Here is a 21811-nt window from a genome sequence, read left to right as displayed (position 1 = left end):
AAATAACGCTAAAACGCCACTATCAGGCACCGCCGCAGACCCACAGATAAGAATCAGACATATACTTGTCTATACAAGTAAGCACAAGAATAGAATTAACAAAAATGATACAATTTTGTTATATTGTGTCAGCAATCACGTTTTCCGGCAGCGGCCCGCTCAGGAGATAAATCGTCCCTGTAGCCGGTAGCGCGACCCGGGGAAAAGTAAACGGGCGTGAGAAACAATCCGCGACGCGGACCAGGTTGTACGACGAATGAGCAGACAGGGCTCATGCTCTTTGATAGTTAACCACGCGCACTCTTGCGCCGTGGCGCGCACCGCCTCCACAATATGTTCCCCTTCCGTTAGCGGCGCGATCCGCGACAAATAAGCGTGCGGCGTGGTCTGACGGTAATCCTGCGTCAGGTAATCCACGGCAATATCCGCATTCACGCAGCGATCTTCAATTTGTACCGGCAGATCGTTTTCATAATGCACCATGATGGAATGGAAAATGACATCGCTCTCATTGACGTTGAGAGCGCTGGCCTGGATGGCGTTTGCCCGCACACGCTCCAGCGTGAGCACCTCACAACGATGCTGATGATGGCGGGCGGCAATCTCCTCGGCGATACTGCGGACTTCAAACAGCGCGGACTGGCCTTTCGGTTCGGCGACAAACGTCCCCACGCCCTGTAAACGCACCAGCCACCCTTCATCCGTCAGCTCACGCAGCGCCCGGTTGATGGTCATTCGGCTAAAGCCATACTGAGCGACCAGTTCAGCTTCCGACGGAATGCGATCGTGCGGCTGCCAGACGCCGCCGGCTATTTTTTTACAGATGTCCTGTTTCACCGTTTCGTAAAAAGGCGCAGGCGCAGAACGGGAGCGGGATGAATACATGCGTGAAGCCTTCCTTATGCGGAGAGTGTTTTCCGGATGACAGATTAACGCCACCAGTGCGCGATTTGCCAGCCAAGCCGCGCCGCCACGCGCGCCGCTGCGCCATCTTCATCAAAGCGTGGATTAAATTCAACCAGATCCGCCGCCTGTAATTTTCCGCTGCGGCAAACCGGCTCAATTAAACGCAGAACCTGTATCAGCGGCACGCCCAGCGCTGCGGGAGCGGAGACGGCCGGCATTTCCCAGACAGGCAATACGTCGAGATCGATAGTCAGATAAATTTTATCCACCTTGTCGATAAACTGCGTCATCTGTGCCAGCGCGTCATGGCAGTCCAGATCCTCCACCACGGTAACATTCCGCCACTGCGCTTCCCGCCACAACGCCTGCGTATTCGCCGCACGGCTCACGCCGAAACAGGCATAATGAAACGCGCGGCTCTGCGCGTCGCATAGCTGCGCCAGTTGACGAAACGGCGTCCCGGATGTTGCCCGGTCGGTCTGACGGAGATCCAGATGCGCATCAAGATTAATGATCCCTACGCTTTCCTGCGCAAACGCGTCCAGCACCCCCGCGCCGTGTCCAAACGCGGTTTCATGCCCGCCGCCCAGTACCAGCGTGCGCATCCCGGCCCGCAGACAGCGGCTTACCGCATCGCGCAAGGCCTGCTGCGCGCCTTCCAGATCGGGCGTCGGCGCAACCCAATTGCCTAAATCCACCAGCCGTTCATGTCCCTGGTGGCTGGCCATATTCGCCAGCGCTTTACGCAACGCGTCCGGGCCGCCTGCCGCGCCGGGACGACCTGCATTGCGTTTTACCCCCTCGTCGCAGGCAAATCCCATTAACGCGATCTTTTGCTGCCAGTTTTCGGGGGAAAAGGTCTCGCTGCGCGTGACGGTCTGAAACAGACGCCGCGCATCCGGCGCTTCTATACTGTCATCGCGCCCCTGCCAGAGCGCCGGAGAAGCCGGATACCATTGCGTCATGAGATTTGTCCTCTGTATACCCGCTGATATAAAGGGTTACGCCCCGGCTCATACACAATCTCTACCGGCTGTTCAGCATCCCACACCACAAAATCCGCCCGGTAGCCGGCCCTGATCTGCCCATGCGTCGCCTGTCTTCCCAGCGCGCGAGCGGCATGGCGCGTAACGCCCGCCCATGCCTCTTCCGGCGTCAGACCAAACTGTACGCAGGCCATATTCATCGCCAGATGCAAACTGCAAAACGGGCTGGTGCCGGGATTGAAATCGCTGGCGACGGCGACAGGCACCTGATAGCGGCGCAGCAGTTCTACCGGCGGGCGCTGCGTCTCGCGCAGAAAATAAAACGCGCCGGGCAATAATACGCCGACAGTACCGCCGTCACGCATCGCCGCGACGCCCGCTTCATCAAGATATTCGATATGATCCGCCGATAAACCCTGATAACGACTCACCAGCTGCGCGCCGCCCAACAGCGAAAGCTGCTCAACATGGCCTTTAACGGGAATACCTAACGCCTTCGCCGTCTGCAACACGCGCTCACTCTGGGCCACATTAAAGCCGACGCTCTCGCAAAAGAGGTCTACCGCATCAAATAACCCTTTTTGCCAGAGCTGCGGAATCATCGTCTCGCAGACCAGAGTGATGTAGCCGTCCGGGTCGTCACGATACTCCGCTGGCGTAGCATGAGCGGCCAATAGCGTGGGGCTAATGTCGATAGCGTTTTCGGCAGCAAGTTTTGCAGCGACGCGCAACAGCTTTTCTTCTGTCGCCAGCTCCAGACCATAGCCGGATTTAATCTCCAGCAGCGTAACGCCTTCGCTGGCAAGGCGCATCATGCGTTCGCGCGCCAGCAGGTAGAGCGTCTCCTCCGCACAGGCGCGGGTTGCTGATACCGTCGCGTTAATGCCGCCGCCCTGAGCGCTAATATGCTGGTATGACGCGCCGTTAAGCCGCTGCTCCCACTCTGCGGCGCGGTTACCGGCAAACACCAGATGCGTGTGGCAATCGATAAGTCCCGGGGTTACCAGTCGTCCCTGCATATCATGGATATTGTCCCCACTGACAGGAAGCTGCGTCTCTGGCACGATATCGCAAATATGCCCTTCGCGTACAATCAGCGCCTGGTTATCCACCAGCCCATACGGGGCTTGCTGCTGCGGGTCCATTGTCGCCAGCCTGATGTTTCGCCAGACAGTATCGCCCGGTAAAAGTTGCCGCATTCCTGTCGCTCTCTTGCCTGTCATGAGTTGTATAGACATTTATTTTCTTTCTGCTCCGGATTGTCAACTCAAAGCGCGAAAGTTGTTGCTTAATTGTGATAAAACTATCTGATGCTACAGGTGTTTCCAGCCTGAAAAGGAACTTTTTACCTTTTCGCCTTCCCGTTTCGTTCAACTTAGTATAAAAAAGCAGGCTTCAATGGATGTCATTTAACTTTTTCAAGCCCGGAGCAACCTGTGAATACATTATCGGTTTCCCGTCTGGCGCTGGCACTGGCTTTTGGCGTGACGCTGAGCGCCTGTAGCTCTACGCCACCCGATCAGATCCCTTCCGATCAAACCGCGCCTGGCACCGCCTCGCGCCCAATTCTGTCGGCAAATGAAGCGAAAAACTTCGTTGCGGCGCGCTATTTTGCCTCCCTGACGCCGAATACCGCCCCGTGGTCGCCGTCGCCGATTACCCTGCCCGCACAGCCTGACTTTGTGGTGGGGCCGGCAGGTACGCCAGGCGTTACGCATACCTCAATTCAGGCCGCGGTCGATGCGGCAATGGTTAAACGCACGAACAAACGCCAGTACATTGCTATTATGCCGGGCGACTATCAGGGGACCGTGTATGTTCCCGCCGCGCCGGGAAGTCTGACCCTGTACGGGACCGGTGAAAAACCGATCGATGTGAAAATTGGGATGGCGATTGATGGTGAAATGAGTGTCGCTGACTGGCGCCGCGCGGTGAATCCCGGCGGGAAATATATGCCTGGTAAACCCGCCTGGTATATGTTCGATAACTGCCAAAGCAAACACGCCGCGACGATCGGTGTGATGTGTTCTGCCGCGTTCTGGTCGCAGAATAACGGTCTGCAGCTACAAAATCTGACCATCGAGAACACGCTGGGCGACAGCGTCGATGCCGGAAACCATCCGGCGGTGGCGCTGCGTACCGATGGCGACAAAGTCCAGATTAACAAGGTCAATATCCTTGGCCGCCAGAACACCTTCTTTGTGACCAACAGCGGCGTGCAGAACCGTCTGCAAACCGATCGTCAGCCGCGTACGCTGGTGACGAACAGCTATATTGAAGGCGATGTGGATATGGTGTCCGGACGCGGCGCCGTGGTGTTCGATAACACCAACTTCCAGGTCGTCAACTCCCGCACACAGCAGGAAGCCTACGTTTTCGCCCCGGCGACGCTGTCCAATATTTACTATGGCTTTTTGGCGATCAACAGCCGCTTTAACGCCTCCGGCGATGGCGTTGCGCAGCTTGGCCGCTCGCTGGATGTCGACGCCAACACCAACGGTCAGGTCGTGATCCGCGACAGCGTGATTAACGAGGGCTTCAACGTTGCCAAACCGTGGGCCGACGCGGTCATCTCGAAACGTCCGTTTGCCGGAAATACGGGAACCGTGGATGACAAAGACGAGGTGCAGCGTAATCTGAACGACACGAACTACAACCGCATGTGGGAATACAACAACCGCGGTGTAGGCAGTAAAGTGGTGGCGGAACCTAAGCAGTAATCGCCGTTCCGGTTCAGGCTTATAAACGGGCCGCCGCAGCAGATGTGGCGGCCCGTGGTTTTACTGCAAGCGATGTTTATTGAAATTAATCAGGCAGCCCGCCGCCCTCCGGCACACAGCGCTTTAGTACGCGTTCACCACAACCCACATCGGCCCCTGCCCGACGGCATAACGGCCTTTTTCCGTCAGCAACCCCTGAATGCCCGTAATTTCATAGACCGCGATATGATGTGATTTTTGACCCGCAGCAATCAGGTATTTTCCGCTATTGTCGATATTAAAGCCGCGCGGTTGGGCTTCCGTCGGCTGGAAGCCTTCAACGCTCAGTACGCTGCCGTCTTCGGAGACACTAAAGACGGTAATCAGACTGGCGGTGCGGTCACAGGCATACAGATGCCGTCCATCCGGCGTAATATGAATATCCGCCGCCCAGCGGGTATCGGAAAAATCGGCGGGCATCATATCCAGCGTTTGTACGCACTCTATCTCGCCATGCGGATTTTTAAGCTGCCAGACATCCACCGAACTGTTCAGTTCATTGACGCAATACGCATATTGTCGATTCGGGTGGAAGACCATATGACGCGGGCCTGCCCCTTCAACTGTATTTACTTCCGCCGGCTCCTGGGCCACCAGATGGCCGTCATCGCTTAGCGTAAACAGACAAATGCGATCTTGTTTTAGCGCAGGCACCCACAGGGTACGGTTATCAGGCGTAATATTTGCCGAGTGGCAGCCGTCCAGCCCTTCCACCACATCCACCAGCTCAACCGGCAGACCATCCTGTAAGCGCGTCACGCTGACATTACCGGCGTTATACGATCCGACAAAGACAAAACGACCATGATGATCGGTAGAAATATGGGTCGGGCTACCCGACAGGGCGGATTCGGCGGCAAACGTCAGCGCGCCATCATCCGGCGCAATACGATACGCCAGGACACGAAACTCCGGGCGCACGCCGACATAGAGGTAGCGTTTATCCGGACTGACCACCATCGGCTGAACCTGACCGGGCACATCCACGACCTGCACCAGCGTCAGCGTCCCTTCGTGGTTCAGGCTCCAGACGTGAATTTGCTGACTCTCAGGGCTGGCGGTATAGACTGTTTGTTTCATGAATACTCCTTTGCATATGGCATGTAGCTGCAATAACAGGACACAGCTTAACGTAGTCGCTTTTGACGGCGAATGCTGAATTCAGACGCAGAATTTTGTCTGCTTACCGTCCCGGTGTACCATGCCGACAGACGGAATTATTACTCTTAATCTGGAAAAAATTATGACTGCACGCGTGATTGCCCTCGATTTAGACGGAACGTTATTAACCCCGCATAAAACCTTACTCCCCTCCTCGCTTGACGCGCTATCACGCGCCAAAGAGGCGGGCTTTCAACTTATCATTGTCACTGGTCGCCATCACGTTGCTATTCATCCTTTTTATCAGGCGCTGGCGCTGGAAACACCTGCTATTTGCTGCAACGGCACCTATTTGTATGATTATCAAGCTAAAACTGTCCTGGATGCCGATCCTATGCCCGTGGATAAGGCGTTGCAGTTGATTGATTTACTGGATGAGCATCAGATTCACGGCCTGATGTATGTTGATGACGCTATGCTTTACGAACACCCAACCGGTCACGTCGTGCGTACCTCCCGGTGGGCGCAGACCTTGCCGCCGGAGCAACGTCCGACCTTTACACAGGTCTCTTCGTTGGCGCAGGCGGCGCGCGACGTGAATGCCGTGTGGAAGTTTGCGCTTACCGATGAAGATATTCCCAGGCTACAGCGGTTCGGTCAGCATGTTGAACAGGCGCTTGGCCTGGAGTGCGAATGGTCATGGCACGATCAGGTGGATATCGCGCGCAAAGGCAACAGTAAAGGCAAGCGCCTTACCCAGTGGATAGAAGCGCAGGGAGGGTCAATGAAAAATGTGATCGCTTTCGGCGATAACTACAACGACATCAGTATGCTGGAGGCGGCAGGCACCGGCGTTGCGATGGGCAACGCCGATGAGGCGGTGAAAGCGCGCGCTGACGTTGTGATCGGCGATAACACTACCGATAGCATCGCCAAATTTATTTACACCCACCTGCTATAGTCAGGCGGTGATAGAAACGCTTTTCACCTGCGCGTAAAGCCACAGGCCAGGCTTGATATTCAGCTCATCCCTGGCCCACGGGCTGATTCGCGCCCACAGCGTTCTGCCGCCTATCTCAAGCTGGACTTCCACCTGTCCGTTATCGTCATAACAATTCGCCACTTTTGCCCGCAATACGTTGCGGATACTGGTCTGCTGCGGCGGCTGTAGTACCAGCGAGACATCCGACGCCTGTATACGAATACGCAGTGTGGATTGCAGCGGCTGATTGAGTTTATTTACCCACAGGTGCTGGTCGCCAAGCGCCAGAGCGGTCATGGCATAATGCGGGTGATGCTCCAGCACGCTGACTTTCAGAATACTGCTCTGTTGCTCTTTCGGCAGCCACGGGTGCATAACGCTGCTTCCCCAGACTTCTTCCAGCGGGCCAAACGCTTTAACCTGTCCATCCTCCAGCACCATAACTTTATCCGCCAGGTGGAGAATTTCATCGAGAGAATGGCTGACATACAGCATGGGAATATTGATTTCTCGCGCCAGCCGTTGCAGGTACGGCAGTAATTCGCGTTTACGCGGGATATCCAGCGAAGCCAACGGTTCGTCCAACAGCAGCAACTCCGGGGCGGTGAGCAATGCCCGGCCTATCGCTACGCGCTGTTTTTCTCCGCCGGACAAGCTCCCCGGCAGGCGATCAAGCAACGCTTCAATTCCCAGCAGCGACACCAGCTTATCAAACTGACCGGTCATGCTTTTCGCCATGCCGTAGCGCAAATTGCCGCGTACTTTGTAATGGGGGAACAGGCGCGCATCCTGGAAAACATAACCGATGCGGCGCTTTTCCGGCGTTAAACAGATACCGTTTTCCGCGTCATGCAACACCCGGCCATTCAGCGCGATGCGTCCTTTTTGCGGGCGAGTCAAACCGCTGATGGCATTAATCAGCGAGGTTTTTCCCGCGCCGGAGACGCCAAAGATAGCCGTGATCCCACTGGCTGGCAGCGTTTCGTTGAGGGTTAAACTGTGCGTTCCCAGCGTCTGGGAAAAATTAAGCTCCAGCATGGTTAGCGCCCCGTCCGTTCACGGCTAATCCGCGCCAGCCATTCAGAAATCAACAGCGAAATCAGCGCTAATACAATCGAAATCACGCACAGTCTCGCCGCCGCACTCTCTCCGCCAGGCGTCTGAATCAAAGTATACATGGCGGAAGGTATGGTGCGGGTTTCGCCCGGAATATTGGAAACAAAGGTAATGGTCGCGCCAAATTCGCCAAGCGAACGGGCAAACGCCAGCACCGTACCAACAATAATGCCCGGCAGGGTAAGCGGTAAGGTGATCGTCAGAAAAACGCGCCAGCGCCCGGCGCCCAGCGTTCTGGCGGCCTGTTCAAGCTTGATATCCACCCCCTCCAGCGCCAGCCGAATGGCCCGCACCATCAGCGGGAAGGACATCACCGCCGCCGCCAGCACGGCGCCGCGCCAGCTAAAGGCAAACGTGAGACCGAACCAGTCATACAGCCACTGGCCAATAAACCCGCGTCGCCCCATCGACACCAGCAGCAGATAACCGACCACCACCGGCGGCAGCACCAACGGCAGATGCAGGACGCTATCAAGTAAGGCTTTGCCCGGAAACCGGCATCGCACCAGTAACCAGGCAAAAAAGATCCCAAACGGCAGGCTAAACAGCACGGCCAGGGAAGACACTTTCAGGCTAAGAAGGACAGCCTGCCATTCTGGATCGGTCAGTATCATTACTTCGTCGTAAATCCATAACGTTTAAAGATTGCCGAGGCCTGCGGTCCTTTCAGGTAATCATAGAACGCGCTGACGGTCGCATTTTTATGCCCCTCCACGATAGCGATGGGGTATTCCACTTTTTTATGTGAATCTTCCGGGAACGTCGCCACCACGTTGACCCCCTTGCTGGCGACCGCATCAGAACCGTATACAATGCCCAAAGGCGCTTCGTTACGTTCGACCAGCGCCAACGCGCCGCGCACATCCTCGCCCGGCGCCAGTTTCGGTTCAAGCGTTTGCCATGCGCCCAGCTTTTGCAGCGCTTCTTTGGCATAAATTCCCGCCGGTACGTGTTGCGGATCGCCCACCGCCAGACGCCCGCCGTTCAGCAGACGAATCCAGTCCGTTTTGTTGTCGATGGTAAACGGTTTCTGCTCGCTGGCTTTCGGCGCTACCACCACCAGGCTATTGCCAAGCAATGTTTCGCGCGTCGTGGTATCCACCGCTTTTTTATCGGCTGCGTAATCCATCCATTTCTGGTCAGCAGAGATGAACAGATCCGCCGGCGCGCCCGCTTCTATCTGGCGCGCCAGCGTTGAAGAGGAGGCGAATGAGGAGACCACATCCACATTTTTCTCTTTTTTATATTCTGCCGCAATGTCTTGCATCGCGTTCGTTAGCGACGCGGCGGCGAATACGGTGATCTTGCCTTCATCCGCCAGCGCATGACCAGCGATGACGAAAGATAATGTCGCCCCTGCGACCAGGCGTAACCAGGAATGCGCCATCTGTAACTCCTTGTGCGTTTCGTTATGTAAATGACAATATAACGATAATCTCAGGGGTTTCCCAGCGGTTATTCATACCCATTAACGATTAAACACAGAAAATATCGGCAGGAAAAGCAGGATCTTGAGTAACAAAAACGCCCGACTGAGCGGGCGTTTGGGGAAATCAGCGGTTCTGTCTGGACTGGTCTTTCTGACCGATACCGGAAAAAATGTTGAACACCTCACCCAGACCGTAAATCAGACCGAGGATGATGGCCATCACTACCGGTACCATGATGACGGCGAATACCAGACTTTTTAATAACTCTAACATGGGCAACTCCAGATATAGTCCTTTTTGTATTTTAACCGCATCACACAGAAAAGCACTCCCCTTTTGTGCGGTCGGCTTTGCGCTGACGCGCTTTTCAGTCACAATAGTCTTTTTACCAGGAGCTGGTTATGCAGGCCGAAATCCTTCTTACCCTGAAACTTCAGCAAAAGCTTTTTGCCGATCCCCGACGTATCTCTCTGCTGAAACACATTGCGCTTTCCGGCTCGATTAGTCAGGGCGCGAAAGACGCGGGAATCAGTTATAAGAGCGCCTGGGATGCGATAAACGACATGAACCAGCTTAGCGAACATATGCTGGTTGAACGCGCAACAGGCGGCAAAGGCGGCGGCGGCGCGGTATTAACCCGCTATGGTCAGCGTCTGATCCAGCTTTACGATTTGCTGGGCCAAATTCAGCAAAAAGCGTTCGATGTGTTAAGCGACGATGACGCCCTGCCGCTTGACAGTCTGCTGGCCGCTATCTCCCGCTTTTCACTGCAAACCAGCGCCCGAAATCAGTGGTTCGGCACCATTACCGCCCGCGATCGCGATCAGGTGCAACAGCATGTCGACGTGCTGCTGGCCGACGGCAAAACGCGGCTCAAAGTCGCGCTGACGGCGCAAAGCGGCGAGCGTCTCGGCCTGGAGGAGGGAAAAGAAGTGCTGATCCTGCTAAAAGCGCCGTGGGTTGGCATTACCCGGGATGCAGCCGTTGCGCGCGCCGCTGACAATCAGTTGTCGGGAACGATCAGCCATATCGAGCGCGGCGCGGAACAGTGTGAAGTGTTGATGGCGCTGCCGGACGGCCAGACGCTGTGCGCCACGATACCGACTGCGGATGCCGCCACGTTAAAGGAAGGCGATGACGTGATTGCCTGGTTTAATGCGGACAGAGTGATTATTGCAACGTTGTGCTAAGCACATTGACATCCGTTGCCGAAAGACGTATCCCTGTCATTCATCGCTGCAAAAAATGGGATGCAAAATGTCATCGTTGCAAATTTCGCAAGGCACGTTTCGTCTGAGCGATACAAAAACACTTCATCTGGATTCGCTGACGCTCAATGCGGGCGATAGCTGGGCATTCGTTGGGGCTAACGGGAGCGGGAAGTCGGCGCTCGCCCGCGCGCTGGCGGGTGAACTGCCGTTATTAACTGGCGAGCGCCAGTGTCGGTTTACCCGCATTACTCGTCTGTCCTTTGAACAATTGCAAAAGCTGGTCAGCGATGAGTGGCAACGTAATAACACCGATATGCTCAGTCCTGGCGAAGACGATACCGGGCGCACTACCGCGGAAATTATTCAGGATGAAGTTCACCATCCTGCCCGCTGTGCGATGCTGGCGCAGCAGTTCGGCATTTCCGCTTTACTCGACAGGCGTTTTAAATACCTTTCTACCGGCGAGACGCGAAAAGCGCTGCTGTGTCAGGCGCTGATGTCTGAGCCGGAGTTATTGATCCTTGATGAACCGTTCGACGGGCTTGACGTGACCGCCCGTCAACAACTGGCGCAACGCCTGACGGCGTTGAACCAGGCGGGTATGACCCTGGCGCTGGTACTCAACCGTTTTGATGAAATCCCGGACTTCGTGCAGTTTGCCGGCGTGCTTGCCGACTGTACGCTGGCGGAGACCGGAACGACGACAGAGTTACTGCAACGGGCGTTGGTCGCTCAACTCGCGCACAGCGAGCGTCTGACCGACGTACAATTACCCGAACCGGACGAACCTTCCGCCCGCCATGCGTTACCCGATGGCGAACCACGGATCGTACTTAACGATGGCGTAGTCTCGTATAACGATCGCCCTATCCTCCACCACCTAAGCTGGCGAGTAAATCCAGGCGAACACTGGCAGATCGTCGGTCCTAACGGAGCGGGTAAGTCTACGTTGCTTAGCCTTATTACTGGCGATCATCCGCAAGGCTACAGCAACGATCTTACGCTGTTCGGGCGGCGGCGAGGAAGCGGCGAAACAATCTGGGATATCAAAAAACATATCGGCTACGTCAGCAGCAGTTTACATCTGGATTACCGCGTCAGTACCACGGTACGCAATGTCATTCTCTCCGGCTATTTCGATTCTATCGGCATTTACCAGGCCGTTTCAGACAGGCAACGAAAACTGGCGCAACAGTGGCTGGATATTCTGGGAATCGATAAGCGTACGGCGGATGCCCCCTTCCACAGTCTCTCCTGGGGACAGCAGCGGCTGGCGCTGATCGTGCGCGCGCTGGTTAAACATCCGACAGTGTTGATTCTGGATGAGCCGCTGCAAGGGTTGGATCCGCTGAACCGCCAACTGGTACGCCGTTTTGTAGATGTATTAATTCGCCAGGGAGAGACCCAACTGCTGTTCGTTTCCCATCATGCAGAGGATGCGCCTGCCTGTATTACCCACCGGCTGGAATTTGTACCAGATGGCGAACGTTATAAGTACGTTTCCGGACGATGCAATAATTAAATGTATTATCAGAATGGCGCCGCGCGCCATTCTGGAACCACTCTCCTTTTATTAAGAATAATAATAACGGTCGATAAGCTTACTATCTCTTGAATCGCTGACCGCCTCATTGTCATAATAATCCTGAAATTTTCGACAATGATGTCGTATGTGAATATAAGGGATTCATTATGGCTTTTCGTTTTCCACAAATAATACTATTTTTACTGGCAGCTATTTTATTTTGCCCCAGCAGTTATGCTGAGCAAAAGCCGACCGCTGCGCAGGAAGCGCGTAAAACCGCTGTTGAGGTCGCTGTTGAAGGCATGAGTCGCGCCGCCGTTGCGGGTCCGACAAAGATTAGTTTAGGTGATAAAGCCACGCTTAATCTGCCGGAAGGATTTACCTGGATACCCGCAAAAGAAGCGGCGGTATTTATGCGTGAAATTGGTAACTATGTTGACGATGAATATTTTTACGGTCTCGTATTTAAAAAGGAAATGAATGGATTTATTTCTATCGAATATGATGATTCTGGTTATGTAAAAGATGATGATGCAAAAAATTGGGATGCCGATGAATTAATGGATAACCTGCGCAAAGGCACAAAAGAAGCGAATAAAGATCGTATTGCAAAAGGCATTGAGCCGATAGAAATTATTGGCTGGATCGAGAAGCCTACCTACGATGCAACCAATCATCGTCTGATCTGGTCCGCCGCCATCCAGGATATCGGCACCAACGAACCACTGAATGAACAAGGCGTGAACTACAACACCTATCTGCTGGGACGTGAAGGCTATTTTTCTTTAAATCTGGTGACCGACAGAGGTTCTGTTGACCATGAAATCCCTCTGGCGAAAAGAATTCTCAGTTCCGTCAAGTTCAACGCTGGACAACGCTACGCTGACTTCAACGAATCAACGGACAAAATAGCGGAGTATGGGCTCGCCGCGCTGATTGGCGGTATCGCGGCCAAAAAAGTAGGTCTGCTTGCTATGCTCGGTATCGCGCTGCTTAAGTTCTGGAAAGTGACCGCCATCGGCGTCGTCGCTGTCGGGGCGCTCGCCAGGAAGCTACTCTCGCGTAAAAAAGACTGACAGCTCCTGCCCCGTCCGTTTCATTCCCAGGCGCGTAACGCGCCTTTTTTTCGGATAAAAAGCAGAAGCATTCTCAAGCCAGATGATTTGTAATCATTTAATTGATATAAATGCGTAAAATCACCAGTGTGTAAACGATTCCACTAATTTATTACATGTCACACTTTTCGCATCTTTGTTATGCTATGGTTATTCCATACCATAGGCTTAACGGAGCGAATTATGAGAGTATTGGTTACAGGTGGTAGCGGTTACATTGGAAGTCATACCTGCGTACAATTGCTGCAAAATGGTCATGACGTCGTCATCCTCGATAACCTCTGCAACAGCAAGCGCAGCGTGCTGCCCGTTATTGAACGTCTGGGCGGTAAGCACCCGACCTTTGTCGAAGGCGATATTCGCAACGAAGCGCTTATAACCGAAATTCTGCACGATCACGCGATTGATACCGTGATTCACTTTGCTGGCCTGAAAGCCGTCGGCGAATCGGTCGCCAGGCCGCTGGAGTACTATGACAACAACGTCAACGGTACGCTGCGGTTGGTCAGCGCCATGCGTGCAGCCAACGTTAAAAACCTTATTTTTAGCTCCTCCGCCACCGTTTATGGCGATCAGCCCAAAATTCCTTACGTCGAAAGTTTTCCTACCGGCACGCCGCAAAGCCCCTACGGCAAAAGTAAATTGATGGTAGAACAGATCCTCACCGATCTGCAAAAAGCCCAGCCGGAGTGGAGTATTGCGCTGCTGCGTTATTTCAACCCGGTCGGCGCGCACCCGTCGGGCGACATGGGAGAAGATCCGCAAGGTATTCCGAATAACCTGATGCCCTATATCGCCCAGGTCGCCGTGGGTCGTCGCGAATCGCTCGCCGTTTTCGGCAACGATTACCCGACCGAGGATGGCACCGGCGTACGCGATTACATTCACGTTATGGACTTAGCCGACGGGCACGTCGTGGCGATGGAAAAACTGGCGGACAAATCCGGCGTACATATTTATAACCTCGGCGCGGGTGTCGGCAGTAGCGTCCTGGATGTGGTCAACGCCTTTAGTAAAGCCTGCGGTAAACCCATTAATTACCACTTCGCGCCGCGCCGCGACGGCGATCTCCCGGCGTATTGGGCAGATGCCAGCAAAGCCGATCGCGAGCTGAACTGGCGCGTCACCCGCACGCTTGACGAAATGGCGCAGGACACCTGGCACTGGCAGTCACGCCATCCGCAGGGATACCCAGATTAAGGACGTTGTTATGACCCCATTTAATCCCATCGATCATCCGCATCGCCGTTATAACCCGCTTACCGGCCAGTGGGTTCTGGTTTCGCCGCATCGCGCAAAGCGCCCCTGGCAGGGGGCGCAGGAAACGCCGTCTCAGCAAATGCTGCCGGCCCACGATCCGGACTGCTTCCTGTGTGCGGGCAATACGCGTGTCACCGGCGATAAAAATCCCGATTACAAAGGGACTTACGTCTTTACTAACGATTTCGCGGCGCTGATGGCCGACACGCCGGATGCGCCGGACAGCCACGATCCGCTGATGCGCTGTCAGAGCGCGCGCGGCACCAGCCGCGTGATCTGCTTTTCTCCCGATCACAGTAAAACGCTGCCGGAGTTGAGCCTGCCCGCGCTGACGGAAATCGTCAGAACCTGGCAAACGCAGACCGCCGAGTTAGGCAAAACCTATCCGTGGGTGCAGGTCTTTGAAAATAAAGGCGCGGCGATGGGCTGTTCGAACCCGCATCCGCATGGACAGGTCTGGGCCAACAGCTTCCTGCCGAATGAGGCCGAACGCGAAGATCGTTTACAAAAAGCCTATTTCGCCGAACAGCGTTCGCCAATGCTGGTGGATTATGTCCAGCGGGAACTGGCGGACGGCAGCCGCACCGTGGTCGAAACCGAACACTGGCTGGCGGTGGTGCCTTACTGGGCGGCGTGGCCGTTCGAAACGCTACTGTTACCCAAAACGCATGTCCTGCGCATTACCGATTTAAGCGACGAGCAGCGCGACTCTCTGGCGCTGGCGTTGAAAAAGCTGACCAGTCGTTATGACAACCTGTTCCAGTGTTCCTTCCCTTACTCAATGGGCTGGCACGGCGCGCCGTTTAACGGTGAAGAAAACGCACACTGGCAGTTGCACGCGCACTTTTATCCGCCGCTGCTGCGCTCTGCGACCGTCCGTAAATTTATGGTCGGCTATGAAATGCTGGCGGAAACCCAGCGTGATTTAACCGCAGAACAAGCGGCTGAACGCCTGCGCGCGGTCAGCGACATCCATTTTCGCGAATCCGGAGTATAAAAATGAATCTGAAAGAGAAAACGCGCGCGCTGTTTGCTGAAATTTTCGGCTACCCTGCTACCCACACGATTCAGGCGCCAGGCCGCGTCAATCTGATCGGCGAGCACACTGATTACAATGATGGTTTTGTTCTGCCCTGCGCTATCGATTACCAGACCGTAATTAGCTGTGCGCCGCGCGACGATCGTACCGTACGGGTGATTGCCGCCGATTACGACAATCAGGTGGACGAATTTTCACTGGATGCGCCGATCGTGACCCACGATAGCCAGCAGTGGTCTAACTATGTGCGCGGCGTAGTGAAACACCTGCAACAGCGTAACAACGCGTTTGGCGGCGTGGATATGGTCATCAGCGGCAATGTGCCGCAGGGCGCCGGGTTAAGCTCCTCCGCCTCGCTGGAAGTGGCGGTGGGCACCGTCTTCCAGCAGCTTTATCACCTGCCGCTGGACGGCGCGCAAATTGCGCTCAACGGACAAGAGGCCGAGAACCAATTTGTTGGCTGTAACTGCGGCATTATGGATCAGCTCATCTCTGCGCTCGGCAAAAAAGATCATGCGTTGCTGATTGATTGCCGTACGCTCGGCGCCAAAGCGGTTTCCATGCCGAAAGGTGTCGCCGTGGTGATCATCAACAGTAACTTTAAGCGCACGCTGGTGGGCAGCGAGTATAATACCCGCCGTGAACAGTGCGAAACCGGCGCCCGTTTCTTCCAGCAGCCGGCCCTGCGCGATGTCAGCCTTGAGGCGTTCAATGCCGTCGCCAGCGAACTGGACCCGGTAGTCGCAAAACGCGTTCGCCATGTATTGAGCGAAAATGCGCGCACCGTTGAAGCGGCAAGCGCGCTGGAGAAAGGTGATTTGCAACGTATGGGCCAACTGATGGCGGAGTCCCATGCCTCAATGCGCGATGATTTCGAAATTACCGTCCCGCAGATAGACACGCTGGTAGACATCGTCAAAGCGACCATCGGCGATCAAGGCGGCGTGCGCATGACCGGCGGCGGCTTCGGCGGCTGTGTTGTCGCGCTGATCCCGGAAGATCTGGTTCCCGCTGTGCAGCAGGCCGTTGCGCAACAGTACGAAGCGAAAACCGGAATCAAAGAAACCTTTTATGTATGCAAACCGTCACAAGGAGCAGGACAGTGCTAAATGAAACGCCCGCACTGGCCCCCGATGGTCAACCGTACCGCCTGCTAACCCTGCGCAACAGCGCAGGGATGGTGGTAACGCTGATGGACTGGGGAGCCACTCTTCTTTCCGCCCGTATTCCGCTGTCTGACGGCAGCGTTCGGGAAGCATTGCTGGGCTGCGCCAGCCCGGAACACTACCCTGAACAGACGTCATTCCTCGGCGCCTCTATTGGCCGTTACGCGAACCGTATCGCCAATAGCCGCTATACGTTTGCCGGCGAAACCGTACAGTTAAGCCCAAGTCAGGGCGAGAACCAGCTACACGGCGGACCGGAAGGCTTTGACAAGCGCCGCTGGCAAATTGTGAACCAGAACGATCGCCAGGTATTATTCGCGCTCACCTCTGATGACGGCGACCAGGGCTTTCCCGGCCATCTTTGCGCCACGGCGCAATATCGTCTGACCGATGACAATAGAATCTCCATCACCTACCGGGCGACGGTCGATAAACCCTGTCCGGTGAATTTGACCAACCACGTCTATTTTAATCTGGACGGCGATCGGACCGACGTGCGCCAGCATAAGCTGCAAATTCTGGCGGATGAGTATCTGCCGGTAGATGAATCCGGTATTCCACGCCAGGGGCTAAAATCGGTAGCCAATACCTCGTTTGACTTCCGGATGCCAAAAGTCATTGCCAGTGAATTTCTCGCCGATGACGATCAGCGCAAGGTTAAAGGGTACGATCATGCTTTCCTGCTACAGACGCAGGGTGATGGCAAAAAGCCGGCGGCCCGTCTGTGGTCACAGGATGGAAAGCTACAAATGATGGTTTACACCACCGCCCCGGCGTTACAGTTTTATTCTGGCAATTATCTGGCGGGTACACCTTCCCGCGGACCGGAACCTTATGCCGACTGGCAAGGGCTGGCGCTGGAAAGCGAACTGCTGCCGGACAGCCCGAATCATCCTGAATGGCCGCAGCCTGACTGTATCCTTCGCCCTGGCGAGGAGTACGCCAGCCTGACCGAGTATCAGTTTATTCCGTTCTAACGATATGCCGCTACATGCCCGATGACGCAAGCTTATCGGGCCTACGCGCCATTGCCCTGCTCAAACCTCCACCACTTAAAGACAAAATCGCAACTCTGAGTTCACAAGAACCTTACACTGCGCCACTATTTTCGCTATGGTTATGCGTAAGCATTGCCGCCAACACCTCGCGGCAATATAATGAGAATTATTATCATTACATATGATTTATAGGAGTGAGAGTATGGCTGTAACTAAGCTGGTTCTGGTACGTCACGGTGAAAGTCAATGGAACAAAGAGAACCGTTTCACCGGCTGGTATGATGTTGACCTGTCTGAAAAAGGCGTAAGCGAAGCAAAAGCAGCGGGTAAACTGCTAAAAGAAGAAGGTTTCAGCTTTGATTTTGCCTACACTTCCGTACTGAAACGCGCTATCCATACGCTGTGGAACGTACTGGATGAACTGGATCAGGCGTGGCTGCCGGTGGAAAAATCCTGGAAACTCAATGAACGTCACTATGGCGCGTTGCAGGGGCTGAATAAAGCGGAAACGGCAGAAAAATATGGTGACGAGCAGGTTAAACAGTGGCGCCGCGGTTTTGCCGTGACGCCGCCGGAACTGACCAAAGATGATGAGCGTTATCCGGGTCACGATCCACGTTATGCCAAACTGAGCGAGAAAGAGCTGCCGTTGACCGAAAGTCTGGCGCTGACCATCGACCGCGTTATTCCTTACTGGAACGACACCATCCTGCCGCGTATGAAGAGCGGTGAGCGCGTGATCATCGCCGCTCACGGTAACTCATTGCGTGCGCTGGTGAAATACCTGGATAACATGAGTGAAGATGAGATCCTTGAGTTAAACATCCCGACCGGCGTGCCGCTGGTGTATGAGTTCGACGAAAACTTCAAGCCGCTCAAACATTACTATCTGGGCAACGCTGACGAAATCGCCGCGAAAGCGGCTGCCGTGGCGAATCAGGGTAAAGCGAAGTAATCACCTTTGCCGGATGGCGGTATAACTGCCTTATCCGGCCTACGAGCAATGGGTAGGCCGGATAAGCGCAGCGCCATCAGGCAATACGTCTTAAACAGCGATCACGCCGTCCAGCACCACCTGCAATTTACCCTGCGAACAGCGCTCCACGCGTCCTCGTACCCGGTACACTTCAGCCAGACGCTCCGCAGTAATCACCGTCTCCGGCGCGCCGCTGGCGACCAGCCTGCCGTCTTTTAGCATCAGGACATGATCACCATGACGCAGTGCAATATTAATGTCATGCGCCACGACTATCGTCACCCTATTTTGCGCCTGGGTATCCCGACGCACGAGATCCATTACGTGAAACTGATAGTTTAAATCCAGCGCGCTGAGCGGCTCATCCAGCAACAGAAGTTCAGGGCGACGAATCAGCGATTGCGCCAGACCCACTAACTGCCGCTGACCGCCGGAAAGCTGGTCGAGATACTGCAACGCCAGATGCGTTATGCCCAATTGCTCAAGGATAGCCAGTATCTGCGCTCTGCCCTGCGCATTGTCTCTGCCGCCTGATGCCCGCAGTACCACGATAATCGACTCCAGTACATGCAGATGTACGCCCTGCGGTAATGACTGCGGCAAAAACACAACTTTCTGCGCCCGCTCGGCAAACGATAACGACATGAGATCTTCGCCATCAAGCAGCGCCTCGCCGTCGGCGTTATTCAGCCCGGCCAGCGAACATAGTAACGTCGATTTACCACAGCCGTTCGGCCCCAGCAAAATGGTAATTTTCCCGCGCGGCAGTAAGGGAACGTTGAGATCTGCAATAACCGGCTGAGTGGAATAGCCGGCGCTAAATGAGCGGAGCATTAACCCGCGCATCAGAGACTCCCCCGATGTCGCAATACAATGCTTAAAAAGAACGGAACCCCGACCAGCGAGGTGACAATCCCCACCGGCACCATGACGCCCGGAATACTATTTTTCGCCGCAATAGAGGCCAGCGATAACACCAGCCCGCCTATCAGCACGCTGCCCGGAAGGTAGAAACGGTGATCTTCCCCCAAAAGTATTCGCGCAATGTGCGGCGCAACGAGACCAATAAAACCAATCGGCCCGACGAAAGCTACCGCCAGCGCTGATAACAAGCTGATACGCAACAATGACAGCAGGCGTAAACGGCGGACATGAATCCCAAAGCTCATCGCCCTCTCTTCGCCCAGACGTAATGCCGTGAGTTGCCAGGCGCTTCGTAACGCGCAAAAAAGCACAGCAATAAACACCACGGCCAGTACGCCCAATTTTTCCCACGACGCGCGGACCAGGCTCCCCATCGTCCAGAATACCAGCCCCTGCAGCGTATCTTCATCAGCCACAAACTGCATAATGGCGACCAACGCGTTAAAGGTGAATACCAGCGCAATACCGAACAACACCACTCCGGATGCGGCGACGCCTGTCCAACGGGTAATACCGTCCAGGAGTAACGCGGATAAAAGCGCAAAGATGAACGCATTGGCCGGGATAAACCAGGCGGCAGGAATACCGGGAATACCGATCCCCAGCACAATCGCCAGCGCAGCGCCAAAAGCCGCCGCGGACGATACGCCGAGGGTAAACGGCGTCGCCAGCGGATTATTTAAAATGGTTTGCATTTCGGCGCCCGCTAACCCTAACGCCATGCCAACCAGTAGGGCCATCAGGGCATAGGGTAAGCGGATATCCCAGACAATAACGTGTATGCCCGCATTCACCTTTTCCGGCTGAAAAAGCGCCTGCCACAGCGCACTGAGCGGTAAACCAGAAGACCCACAGGTTACATCCACCATCAGTGAAGCCATCATCGCCAGCGCAATAGCTAACATGAGCACGGCCCGTTTGCGTATGAGCTGGCGATAGCGCGGAATGACGGGCGTGGAAGCGAAACCGGGGGCTAAAAGTGATTTGTCCTGACAGGTCATGGCTCGGGCTACGTTATTAATCAGAGGAGAATTATAGCGCCGAATTATTTCGTTATATATTTATTTATATTTCGATTGATGACACGGTGGCCTATCTCACCGGTTTCCAATAAATATCCTCCGGCATAGCCCTGTCTCTTGATCAGATCTCCTGATCAAGAGACAGGGCCTGGCTGGGGGTTTTCCATAGACAAAAAAAGCGTGGAGCCATCCACGCTTGAGGCTACTGACAACGTGTAACCAGGTGGCAATGTTCCAACCACGGACCTACAAAAAGTACGTAATCTGTTGATATTCTCGTTTCGTAAGTCAGGCAAAGCGCTAGCTGCCTCTCGCAGAAATGCCAACACAACAGATAATTGTCAGCAGTCCTCATTTTTCAGTCAGCAAATATCGGTCCGGCAGGGAATTTCGCCAGAAACCCGATGACGGCCAGCAGCGACCATAGCCCGGGCCACTCAATCTGGCGCTCCCGCAGTTCATCATCCAGCGTCATAAGCGCAAACTCACCTTTATCGCCCAGCACGCCGCCCTGCCAGAGCAGCCGCTGCGCCTGCTGCCGCGCCCAGGGAGAATCGCTCTTCCAGGCCAGCAGGTGCAGCAGAGCCTGCTGCAGGCAGACACCGTGAGAATGTTGATCCCGCAACAGCCGCCGATAAACCGGCAGCGATATGCTGCGCACGGTATAAAAACCGCTGCGGGTTTCGCTGTCAACATCTGCCATGCCAGCACAGAACTGACTGGCCAGGTCACATAAACGATTGTGCGTCAGCGGCTGGCGCAGGGCATCCAGACGACCTGCTGCGGCACACAGCAGCCCGCTCCTTTGCCGTTCTTGTGGCAGCGAATCAGGCAAAACCGCTACCGTTTCAGCCGCCCCGGCCTGCGCATGCTGTACGCCCGCGTCATAACAACGGACAAAGAAATCATGGCTGCCACGGACGATTGACGGGTGCGCCAGCAGATTCAGCGCCGGGTGCAGTTGTTCAAGCTCGTCCAGTGACGCCAGCGTGTAATTGACAACCACATCTTTTGTCGATGCCCGGCCTTCCGGACGAAATGCTATGGTTTCCTTCATCAAAGTCTCCTTATGGGACATTCCCGGAGGCGATGCTGCGCATCTGTCCGGGCTACAGATCCATGCAATCCGGTAGCCCGGACAGGCGCAACGCGCCGCCTCCGGGAAAGGAACAGATTTACATCGCCAGCACGTACTTCAGCATCACCCCGGCGGCTATCGCCGAGCCAATCACCCCGGCCACGTTCGGGCCCATCGCGTGCATCAGCAGGAAGTTCTGCGGGTCCGATTCCAGCCC

At 55.0% G+C, this 21811-nt stretch carries 22 protein-coding genes; 10 read left to right on the top strand and 12 right to left on the bottom strand.

Features of this window, described 5'->3' with window-relative positions; all coding sequences use genetic code 11:
- Positions 1-159: 159 nt before the first annotated feature.
- From NA330_RS21895 to hutI, 3 genes are read right to left on the bottom strand one after another with little or no spacing between them, the layout of a single operon-like run.
- A complete protein-coding gene (locus tag NA330_RS21895; protein WP_000287410.1) occupies positions 160-885 on the bottom strand; it encodes a histidine utilization repressor in 726 nt (241 codons plus the stop codon).
- Between the two features lie 44 nt (positions 886-929).
- Positions 930-1871, bottom strand: coding sequence for a formimidoylglutamase (gene hutG / locus NA330_RS21890; RefSeq protein ID WP_001616913.1), 942 nt, complete (start codon positions 1869-1871; stop codon positions 930-932).
- On the bottom strand, positions 1868-3091 hold the full coding sequence (gene hutI / locus NA330_RS21885) for an imidazolonepropionase (RefSeq protein ID WP_023242029.1): 1224 nt from the start codon (positions 3089-3091) through the stop codon (positions 1868-1870). The genes hutG and hutI overlap by 4 nt, the downstream gene beginning before the upstream one ends.
- Positions 3092-3328: 237 nt before the next feature.
- Between hutI and NA330_RS21880 the strand changes: the two genes are divergently transcribed.
- Positions 3329-4612 (top strand): putative acyl-CoA thioester hydrolase, encoded by a 1284-nt coding sequence (locus tag NA330_RS21880; protein ID WP_001094776.1) that lies wholly within the window; start codon positions 3329-3331, stop codon positions 4610-4612.
- Between the two features lie 123 nt (positions 4613-4735).
- Here the strand turns inward: NA330_RS21880 and pgl are convergent, their stop codons facing one another.
- Complete coding sequence (gene pgl, locus NA330_RS21875) at positions 4736-5731, bottom strand: 6-phosphogluconolactonase (protein WP_023242028.1); 996 nt, start codon at positions 5729-5731, stop codon at positions 4736-4738.
- 163 nt (positions 5732-5894) lie between these two features.
- Here pgl and NA330_RS21870 point away from each other — a divergent pair, with 163 nt between their 5' ends.
- Complete coding sequence (locus NA330_RS21870; protein ID WP_001748281.1) at positions 5895-6713, top strand: pyridoxal phosphatase; 819 nt, start codon at positions 5895-5897, stop codon at positions 6711-6713.
- On the opposite strand, the gene modC is transcribed toward NA330_RS21870, so the two are convergent.
- The 4 genes from modC to NA330_RS21850 form a co-directional block, all read right to left on the bottom strand.
- Complete coding sequence (gene modC / locus NA330_RS21865; RefSeq protein WP_023203657.1) at positions 6714-7772, bottom strand: molybdenum ABC transporter ATP-binding protein ModC; 1059 nt, start codon at positions 7770-7772, stop codon at positions 6714-6716.
- A gap of 2 nt (positions 7773-7774) precedes the next feature.
- Complete coding sequence (gene modB, locus NA330_RS21860; protein WP_000604026.1) at positions 7775-8464, bottom strand: molybdate ABC transporter permease subunit; 690 nt, start codon at positions 8462-8464, stop codon at positions 7775-7777.
- Positions 8464-9237: a molybdate ABC transporter substrate-binding protein gene (gene modA / locus NA330_RS21855; RefSeq protein WP_000951416.1), complete on the bottom strand. Its 774-nt coding sequence runs from the start codon at positions 9235-9237 to the stop codon at positions 8464-8466. Before modA ends, modB begins: the two co-directional genes overlap by 1 nt.
- 166 nt (positions 9238-9403) lie before the next feature.
- A complete protein-coding gene (locus NA330_RS21850; RefSeq protein ID WP_000891513.1) occupies positions 9404-9553 on the bottom strand; it encodes an AcrZ family multidrug efflux pump-associated protein in 150 nt (49 codons plus the stop codon).
- Positions 9554-9681: 128 nt separating this feature from the next.
- Between NA330_RS21850 and modE the strand changes: the two genes are divergently transcribed.
- From modE to gpmA, 8 genes are all read left to right on the top strand, one after another.
- The gene (modE, locus tag NA330_RS21845) at positions 9682-10470 is read left to right on the top strand and encodes a molybdenum-dependent transcriptional regulator (RefSeq protein WP_001147416.1); all 789 of its coding nucleotides are present in this window, start codon (positions 9682-9684) and stop codon (positions 10468-10470) included.
- A 67-nt stretch (positions 10471-10537) separates the two neighbouring features.
- Complete coding sequence (gene modF / locus NA330_RS21840; RefSeq protein WP_023242027.1) at positions 10538-12013, top strand: molybdate ABC transporter ATP-binding protein ModF; 1476 nt, start codon at positions 10538-10540, stop codon at positions 12011-12013.
- A 170-nt stretch (positions 12014-12183) separates the two neighbouring features.
- Positions 12184-13092 carry a DUF2167 domain-containing protein gene (locus NA330_RS21835; RefSeq protein ID WP_000885513.1) on the top strand — a complete coding sequence of 303 codons (909 nt, stop codon included), beginning with the start codon at positions 12184-12186 and terminating at the stop codon, positions 13090-13092.
- A gap of 222 nt (positions 13093-13314) precedes the next feature.
- Positions 13315-14331, top strand: a complete 1017-nt coding sequence (gene galE / locus NA330_RS21830) for a UDP-glucose 4-epimerase GalE (RefSeq protein WP_001265465.1) — start codon at positions 13315-13317, stop codon at positions 14329-14331.
- A 10-nt stretch (positions 14332-14341) separates the two neighbouring features.
- Entirely contained in the window at positions 14342-15388 is a 1047-nt protein-coding gene (gene galT / locus NA330_RS21825; RefSeq protein ID WP_000187473.1) for a galactose-1-phosphate uridylyltransferase, read from the top strand.
- A gap of 2 nt (positions 15389-15390) precedes the next feature.
- On the top strand, positions 15391-16539 hold the full coding sequence (gene galK / locus NA330_RS21820) for a galactokinase (protein ID WP_001049364.1): 1149 nt from the start codon (positions 15391-15393) through the stop codon (positions 16537-16539).
- Positions 16533-17573: a galactose-1-epimerase gene (gene galM / locus NA330_RS21815; protein WP_000931428.1), complete on the top strand. Its 1041-nt coding sequence runs from the start codon at positions 16533-16535 to the stop codon at positions 17571-17573. Before galK ends, galM begins: the two co-directional genes overlap by 7 nt.
- Positions 17574-17796: 223 nt before the next feature.
- Positions 17797-18549, top strand: coding sequence for a 2,3-diphosphoglycerate-dependent phosphoglycerate mutase (gene gpmA / locus NA330_RS21810; RefSeq protein ID WP_000301556.1), 753 nt, complete (start codon positions 17797-17799; stop codon positions 18547-18549).
- Between the two features lie 90 nt (positions 18550-18639).
- Here the strand turns inward: gpmA and NA330_RS21805 are convergent, their stop codons facing one another.
- From NA330_RS21805 to NA330_RS21790, 4 genes are all read right to left on the bottom strand, one after another.
- Entirely contained in the window at positions 18640-19416 is a 777-nt protein-coding gene (locus NA330_RS21805) for an ABC transporter ATP-binding protein (protein WP_023242026.1), read from the bottom strand.
- On the bottom strand, positions 19416-20495 hold the full coding sequence (locus NA330_RS21800; RefSeq protein ID WP_000128338.1) for a FecCD family ABC transporter permease: 1080 nt from the start codon (positions 20493-20495) through the stop codon (positions 19416-19418). The genes NA330_RS21805 and NA330_RS21800 overlap by 1 nt, the downstream gene beginning before the upstream one ends.
- Before the next feature lie 379 nt (positions 20496-20874).
- On the bottom strand, positions 20875-21573 hold the full coding sequence (locus NA330_RS21795; RefSeq protein ID WP_023242025.1) for a triphosphoribosyl-dephospho-CoA synthase: 699 nt from the start codon (positions 21571-21573) through the stop codon (positions 20875-20877).
- Between the two features lie 118 nt (positions 21574-21691).
- Positions 21692-21811, bottom strand: a 120-nt coding sequence (locus NA330_RS21790; RefSeq protein WP_072143887.1) for a sodium ion-translocating decarboxylase subunit beta, incomplete at its 5' end; no start/stop codon positions are given.

This window comes from Salmonella sp. NW722, assembly GCF_051702785.1.
GTDB lineage: Bacteria > Pseudomonadota > Gammaproteobacteria > Enterobacterales > Enterobacteriaceae > Salmonella > Salmonella enterica.
Note: the sequence above shows the minus strand (reverse complement) of the source record. Positions and strands in the feature narration are given on the sequence as shown.

What these genes read in the sequence shown, in the direction of transcription:
- NA330_RS21895 (WP_000287410.1), bottom strand. Translation starts at nt 885, where the DNA reads ATGTATTCATCCCGCTCCCGTTCTGCGCCTGCGCCTTTTTACGAAACG.
- hutG (WP_001616913.1), bottom strand. Translation starts at nt 1,871, where the DNA reads ATGACGCAATGGTATCCGGCTTCTCCGGCGCTCTGGCAGGGGCGCGAT.
- hutI (WP_023242029.1), bottom strand. Translation starts at nt 3,091, where the DNA reads ATGCGGCAACTTTTACCGGGCGATACTGTCTGGCGAAACATCAGGCTG.
- pgl (WP_023242028.1), bottom strand. Translation starts at nt 5,731, where the DNA reads ATGAAACAAACAGTCTATACCGCCAGCCCTGAGAGTCAGCAAATTCAC.
- NA330_RS21870 (WP_001748281.1), top strand. Translation starts at nt 5,895, where the DNA reads ATGACTGCACGCGTGATTGCCCTCGATTTAGACGGAACGTTATTAACC.
- modC (WP_023203657.1), bottom strand. Translation starts at nt 7,772, where the DNA reads ATGCTGGAGCTTAATTTTTCCCAGACGCTGGGAACGCACAGTTTAACC.
- modB (WP_000604026.1), bottom strand. Translation starts at nt 8,464, where the DNA reads ATGATACTGACCGATCCAGAATGGCAGGCTGTCCTTCTTAGCCTGAAA.
- modA (WP_000951416.1), bottom strand. Translation starts at nt 9,237, where the DNA reads ATGGCGCATTCCTGGTTACGCCTGGTCGCAGGGGCGACATTATCTTTC.
- NA330_RS21850 (WP_000891513.1), bottom strand. Translation starts at nt 9,553, where the DNA reads ATGTTAGAGTTATTAAAAAGTCTGGTATTCGCCGTCATCATGGTACCG.
- modE (WP_001147416.1), top strand. Translation starts at nt 9,682, where the DNA reads ATGCAGGCCGAAATCCTTCTTACCCTGAAACTTCAGCAAAAGCTTTTT.
- modF (WP_023242027.1), top strand. Translation starts at nt 10,538, where the DNA reads ATGTCATCGTTGCAAATTTCGCAAGGCACGTTTCGTCTGAGCGATACA.
- NA330_RS21835 (WP_000885513.1), top strand. Translation starts at nt 12,184, where the DNA reads ATGGCTTTTCGTTTTCCACAAATAATACTATTTTTACTGGCAGCTATT.
- galE (WP_001265465.1), top strand. Translation starts at nt 13,315, where the DNA reads ATGAGAGTATTGGTTACAGGTGGTAGCGGTTACATTGGAAGTCATACC.
- galT (WP_000187473.1), top strand. Translation starts at nt 14,342, where the DNA reads ATGACCCCATTTAATCCCATCGATCATCCGCATCGCCGTTATAACCCG.
- galK (WP_001049364.1), top strand. Translation starts at nt 15,391, where the DNA reads ATGAATCTGAAAGAGAAAACGCGCGCGCTGTTTGCTGAAATTTTCGGC.
- gpmA (WP_000301556.1), top strand. Translation starts at nt 17,797, where the DNA reads ATGGCTGTAACTAAGCTGGTTCTGGTACGTCACGGTGAAAGTCAATGG.
- NA330_RS21805 (WP_023242026.1), bottom strand. Translation starts at nt 19,416, where the DNA reads ATGCGCGGGTTAATGCTCCGCTCATTTAGCGCCGGCTATTCCACTCAG.
- NA330_RS21800 (WP_000128338.1), bottom strand. Translation starts at nt 20,495, where the DNA reads ATGACCTGTCAGGACAAATCACTTTTAGCCCCCGGTTTCGCTTCCACG.
- NA330_RS21795 (WP_023242025.1), bottom strand. Translation starts at nt 21,573, where the DNA reads ATGAAGGAAACCATAGCATTTCGTCCGGAAGGCCGGGCATCGACAAAA.